The organism is Rhizobacter sp., assembly GCF_031412075.1.
Lineage (GTDB): Bacteria > Pseudomonadota > Gammaproteobacteria > Burkholderiales > Burkholderiaceae_C > Rhizobacter.
The window spans coordinates 1-4,931 of record NZ_JANOCG010000041.1 but is presented as its reverse complement, the minus strand read 5'-3'; the positions used below and the strand labels follow the sequence as shown (position 1 = coordinate 4,931).

Here is a 4,931-nt window from a genome sequence, read left to right as displayed (position 1 = left end):
ACCACACAGCGTCCGGCCATGCGCCGGGCCGACCCGATGCGACAGCGCTGCGCTGTCGTTGCCCCCGCCGCGCGGGCTCTGCGCGACATGGCCGACAGGCCGTTTGACAGGAGCAATTCCTATGAGTGAGAGAAAAGGCTCGATTTCCGGCCTGACCGATGCGGAGGCCCAGGAGTTTCACAAGTTCTGGGTTCAGGGCTTCATCGGCTTCACGGCCATTGCGGTGGTGGCGCACTTCCTCGTTTGGTCGTGGCGTCCGTGGCTCTGATCGGTTGATCAGAACCATTTGCTAGAGCTCGATAACCCTCCAAGGGGACTTCAATGGTTGACACCTCGATGACTTCGATCAAGCACGTGTTGGAGAGCGATTCGCTCACCTACCGGGGCATCTTTTTGACGAGCTTTGCAGTGTTCCTGTTGGTGGCCCTGATGGCACAGGTGCTGACCTGGCATTGGCGCACCTGGTTGCCAGGCGCCGAGGGCGAGAAGTCGATGATCGGTGGCGTGAAGGCAGCGGTCTACACGGCCATGTCCCATCTCACTTGATCCATTGACTCGATTCATTCAATTCCTTTTCAGGAGAACGAAACATGTGGCGTATCTGGAGATTGTTCGACCCGCTTCGCGCGATGGTGATCCAAGGCATCTTCCTTTTCGGTCTGGCCGTGATGATCCATCTGGTCCTGCTGAGCACCAACAAGTTCAACTGGCTCGACGGCCCGCAGGCTGGCGCACCGGTGGCTGGTGCCATGCCGGCCGCAACGCCGGCGAAGTAGTCGGACGCATCGCTCGGTCTGAACGCTTTGCAGGCCGGGTCCGGTTCACACCGGGTCCGGCCCACAAGGTGGTTCGTTGGACCTGCATAGAACCGCAGAACACATCCGAAGGCGGCCTCCCCTGGGTTGAGGCGCCACCGGATCGGAGGAGAAAAGGCCATGGCCGTATTGAGTTTCGAACGGAAGTACCGCGTGCGTGGTGGGACGCTGATCGGAGGCGACCTGTTCGACTTCTGGGTCGGTCCCTTCTACGTCGGCTTCTTCGGCGTGACCACGATCTTCTTTGCGGCGCTCGGCACCGCGCTGATTCTGTGGGGTGCCTCGCAAGGCACGACATGGAACGTCTGGCAGATCAACATCGCCCCCCCGGACTTGAAGTACGGCCTCGGCATGGCGCCGCTGCTCGAAGGCGGGCTGTGGCAATTGATCACCGTGTGCGCGACAGGCGCCTTTGTGTCCTGGGCCTTGAGAGAAGCAGAGATCTGCCGGAAGCTGGGCATCGGATACCACGTGCCGGCGGCCTTCGGGATGGCGATCTTCGCGTACATCACGCTGGTGGTGATCCGCCCCGTGCTGATGGGCGCCTGGGGACACGGCTTCCCGTACGGAATCATGAGTCACCTGGACTGGGTGTCCAACACGGGCTACCAGTACCTGCACTTTCACTACAACCCCGCGCACATGCTGGCGGTGAGCTTCTTCTTTGCGACCACGCTGGCCTTGTCGATGCACGGTGCTCTGGTGCTGTCGGCAACCAACCCGGCAAAGGGGCACGCAGTCAAGACCTCGGAGCACGAGGACACTTACTTCCGCGACGCGATCGGTTACTCGATCGGCACGCTGGGTATCCACCGGCTGGGTTTGTTCCTCGCCCTGGCAGCCGTGTTCTTCAGCGCCGTGTGCATCGTGATCAGCGGCCCCTTCTGGACACGCGGCTGGCCCGAATGGTGGGGCTGGTGGCTGAACCTGCCGATCTGGGCGCAGTGGCCCCTCAAGTAAGCCAAGGAGACCAGCATGGCTGAATACCAAAATCTCTTCACGCAACTCCAGGTGGTGGGCCCCGCCCACCACGGTGTTGACCTGCCTCGGGGCAACTCGCCGCGCACCGGCGACCCCGTCCTCGTGCATCTGCTGGGCCGCTTCGGCAACGCGCAGCTCGGGCCGATCTACCTGGGATCGCTCGGCCTCGCCTCGCTGATCTTCGGCACGTTGAGCTTCGTGATCATCGGCTTCAACATGCTGGCGTCGGTGGGTTGGAGCCCGATCCAGATGGTGCGTCAGCTGTTCTGGCTGGCGCTGGAGCCGCCGGCCGCCGGCAACGGGCTGGGCCTGGCGCCGCTCAACCAGGGTGGCTGGTGGCAGATCGCCGGCCTGTTCCTGACGATCTCGGTGCTGCTGTGGTGGGCGCGCATGTACACGCGGGCTCGCCAGCTCGGCATGGGCACGCACGTTGCCTGGGCCTTTGCGGCGGCGATCTGGCTGTTCCTCGTGCTGGGCCTGATCCGTCCGGTGCTGATGGGCACCTGGGGCGAGTCGGTGCCCTTCGGGATCTTCCCGCACCTCGACTGGACCGCGGCCTTCTCGATCCGCTACGGCAACCTGTTCTACAACCCCTTCCACATGCTGAGCATCGTGTTCCTGTACGGCTCGACGCTGCTTTTCGCGATGCACGGCGCCACCATCCTGGCGGTCAGCCGCTTCGGTGGCGAACGCGAGATCGAGCAGATCGTCGACCGCGGCACGGCCAGCGAACGCGCCGCGCTGTTCTGGCGCTGGACGATGGGCTTCAACGCCACGATGGAGTCCATCCACCGCTACGCCTGGTGGTTCGCGGTGCTGTGCCCGCTGACCGGCGGCATCGGCATCCTGCTCACCGGCACGGTGGTCGACAACTGGTACCTGTGGGCCGTCAAGCACGGCGTCGCCCCGACCTACCCGGCGGTGTTCGGGCCGGTCATCGATCCCGCTACGCTGCAAGGAGTCAAGCCATGACGAGTCGTATCAGAAGCTGGGTGTCGCTCCTGCTGGGCGCCAGTCTGTTGGGACTCGCGGGTTGCGAGCGCCCGCCGATCGACGCCGTGCAGCACGGCTACCGCGGCACCGGGATGGACCAGATCTACAACCCGCGCACGATCGCGAGCCAAGCCGAGCTGAACGCGCTGCCTGCGGCGCTGCCGGCGGTGCCTGCAGACGGCCCGCGCGCCAGCGAGGTCTACAAGAACGTGCAGGTGCTCGGCAACCTGAGCGTCGCCGAGTTCACGCGCCACATGACGGCCATCACGAGCTGGGTTGCGCCGCAGGAAGGCTGTGCCTATTGCCACAACCTGGCCAACCTGGCCGACGACAGCAAGTACACGAAGGTCGTCGCGCGCCGCATGGTCCAGATGACGCAGCACATCAACGCCGACTGGAAAACGCACGTCGCCGGCACCGGGGTGACTTGCTACACCTGTCACCGCGGCAACCCGGTGCCCAACAACGTCTGGTTCGCACCGGGCGGGCAGAGAAGCGCACAGCAAGGTCTGCTCGGCTTCAGCGCCGGCCAGAACACGCCGTCTGAGGCATCGGGGCTGAGTTCATTGCCGGTCGACCCCTACACGGCTTTCTTGTCCAAGACGCCGGAGGAGATCCGCGTGATCGGCCCGACCGCGCTGCCCACAGGCAACCGCCAGTCGACCAAGCAGGCGGAGTGGACCTATGGGCTGATGATGCACATGTCGAGTTCGCTCGGCGTGAACTGCACCTACTGCCACAACAGCCGCTCGTTCCAGACCTGGGACACCAGCACGCCGCAGCGCACGACGGCCTGGTACGGCATCCGCATGGTGCGGGACGTGAACGATGCCTACATCGAGCCGCTGACCGGCAACTTCCCGCCGCACCGGCTGGGCCCGACCGGGGACGTGGCCAAGGTCAACTGCACCACGTGCCACCAGGGGGCCTACAAACCGCTGTATGGGCAGAGCATGCTCGGCGATCACCCCGAGCTGGCCGGTGTCACGGCGACGGTGACCGCGCCCGCCGCGGCCCCGGCGGCGGCGGACGCGCCGGCCCCGGTCGCCGACAGCGCAACGGTGTACTTCGGCGTCAACTCGGCGGCCCTGCCGGGCGATGCGGCCGGCCCGCTCGGTGGCGTGATCGCGGCCTTGAAGGCCAACCCTGCCGCCACGGTGTCCATCTCCGGCTTTCACTCCGCAGCGGGCAATCTCACCAGCAACCAGGAGCTCGCCAAGCAGCGCGCTTTCTCGGTCCGCGATGCGCTCGTCGCGGCCGGCATCGCCGCCGATCGCGTGAAGCTCGACAAGCCGCAGTCCGCCGAGGCCAACCTGTCGGGTGAGGACCCGAAGGCGCGGCGTGTGGAGGTGGCGCTGAAGTAGCGGCCGTTCTGTGATGGCGCCGGCCTCACCGAGATCCAGCGCCCTACATGCCCGCGGCCCTCGTGTCTTTGCTCGACACGGGGGCCGTATGTATTTGAGAACGATGCGGTGCGCCATCGGCACTGGCGGTCACAGCTCGCAATGGCCGGCTGTTATAAATCGCCGCTCGTTCATGGCACGCCAATCGCCCACACATCGGGCCGGCGCATAACGGGTAAACCCGCATTCGGACCTTGGTGATGAACAACCTCAAAGACCTGCTGGCCACCGGCAACGGTAGCGACACCGCGATCTCCGCACCTGGCCGCCCGCCTCTGTCGTACGGAGGCCTGCGCACGCTGGTCGGAGACACGCTGGCCGCACTGAACGACATGGGCGTGGGCCGCAACGACCGCGTGGCCATCGTGCTGGCCAACGGCCCCGAGATGGCCACCTGCTACATCGCCTGCGCGAGCGGCACCACCAGCGCCCCGCTCAATCCGGCCTACCGCGCGGACGAGTTCGAGTTCTACCTGTCGGACCTCAACGCGAAGCTGTTGATCGTCGAACGTGGCAGCCAGTCGCCCGCCATTGCCGTGGCCCAGAAGCTGGGCGTGCGCATCGCCGACTTGGTGGTGTCCGACGGTGCGCTGGCCGGTGCCTTCACGCTCGTTGCACGCGACGGGCAACCTAGCGCTGCTGCCGCTTCAGGCGGCTATGGAGAGCCGAGCGACATCGGCATGGTGCTGCACACCTCGGGCACGACCTCGCGGCCGAAGATCGTGCCGCTGTCGGTCGG

General features: G+C 65.5%; 7 protein-coding genes. All 7 read left to right on the top strand.

Translation table 11 applies throughout. The features are described from left to right. Window positions 1-121: 121 nt before the first annotated feature. A complete protein-coding gene (pufB, locus tag RMO40_RS01470) occupies window positions 122-268 on the top strand; it encodes a light-harvesting antenna LH1, beta subunit (protein WP_309715282.1) in 147 nt (48 codons plus the stop codon). Window positions 269-336: 68 nt separating this feature from the next. Next, window positions 337-546, top strand: coding sequence for a hypothetical protein (locus RMO40_RS01465; RefSeq protein WP_309715279.1), 210 nt, complete (start codon window positions 337-339; stop codon window positions 544-546). Window positions 547-590: 44 nt separating this feature from the next. Continuing rightward, the gene (gene pufA / locus RMO40_RS01460; RefSeq protein WP_309715274.1) at window positions 591-776 is read left to right on the top strand and encodes a light-harvesting antenna LH1, alpha subunit; all 186 of its coding nucleotides are present in this window, start codon (window positions 591-593) and stop codon (window positions 774-776) included. Between the two features lie 159 nt (window positions 777-935). Next, window positions 936-1,775, top strand: a complete 840-nt coding sequence (pufL, locus tag RMO40_RS01455; protein ID WP_309715271.1) for a photosynthetic reaction center subunit L — start codon at window positions 936-938, stop codon at window positions 1,773-1,775. A gap of 15 nt (window positions 1,776-1,790) precedes the next feature. Next, window positions 1,791-2,768 carry a photosynthetic reaction center subunit M gene (gene pufM / locus RMO40_RS01450; RefSeq protein ID WP_309715267.1) on the top strand — a complete coding sequence of 326 codons (978 nt, stop codon included), beginning with the start codon at window positions 1,791-1,793 and terminating at the stop codon, window positions 2,766-2,768. Next, the gene (gene pufC / locus RMO40_RS01445) at window positions 2,765-4,153 is read left to right on the top strand and encodes a photosynthetic reaction center cytochrome PufC (RefSeq protein WP_309715264.1); all 1,389 of its coding nucleotides are present in this window, start codon (window positions 2,765-2,767) and stop codon (window positions 4,151-4,153) included. Before pufM ends, pufC begins: the two co-directional genes overlap by 4 nt. 239 nt (window positions 4,154-4,392) lie before the next feature. After that, window positions 4,393-4,931: AMP-binding protein (locus tag RMO40_RS01440; RefSeq protein ID WP_309715262.1), on the top strand; the 539-nt coding region annotated here is incomplete at its 3' end.

Bases quoted from the DNA above. Each gene is read 5' to 3' on its own strand.
- pufL (WP_309715271.1), top strand. From the start codon at position 936: ATGGCCGTATTGAGTTTCGAACGGAAGTACCGCGTGCGTGGTGGGACG.
- RMO40_RS01465 (WP_309715279.1), top strand. From the start codon at position 337: ATGACTTCGATCAAGCACGTGTTGGAGAGCGATTCGCTCACCTACCGG.
- pufC (WP_309715264.1), top strand. From the start codon at position 2,765: ATGACGAGTCGTATCAGAAGCTGGGTGTCGCTCCTGCTGGGCGCCAGT.
- pufM (WP_309715267.1), top strand. From the start codon at position 1,791: ATGGCTGAATACCAAAATCTCTTCACGCAACTCCAGGTGGTGGGCCCC.
- pufB (WP_309715282.1), top strand. From the start codon at position 122: ATGAGTGAGAGAAAAGGCTCGATTTCCGGCCTGACCGATGCGGAGGCC.
- pufA (WP_309715274.1), top strand. From the start codon at position 591: ATGTGGCGTATCTGGAGATTGTTCGACCCGCTTCGCGCGATGGTGATC.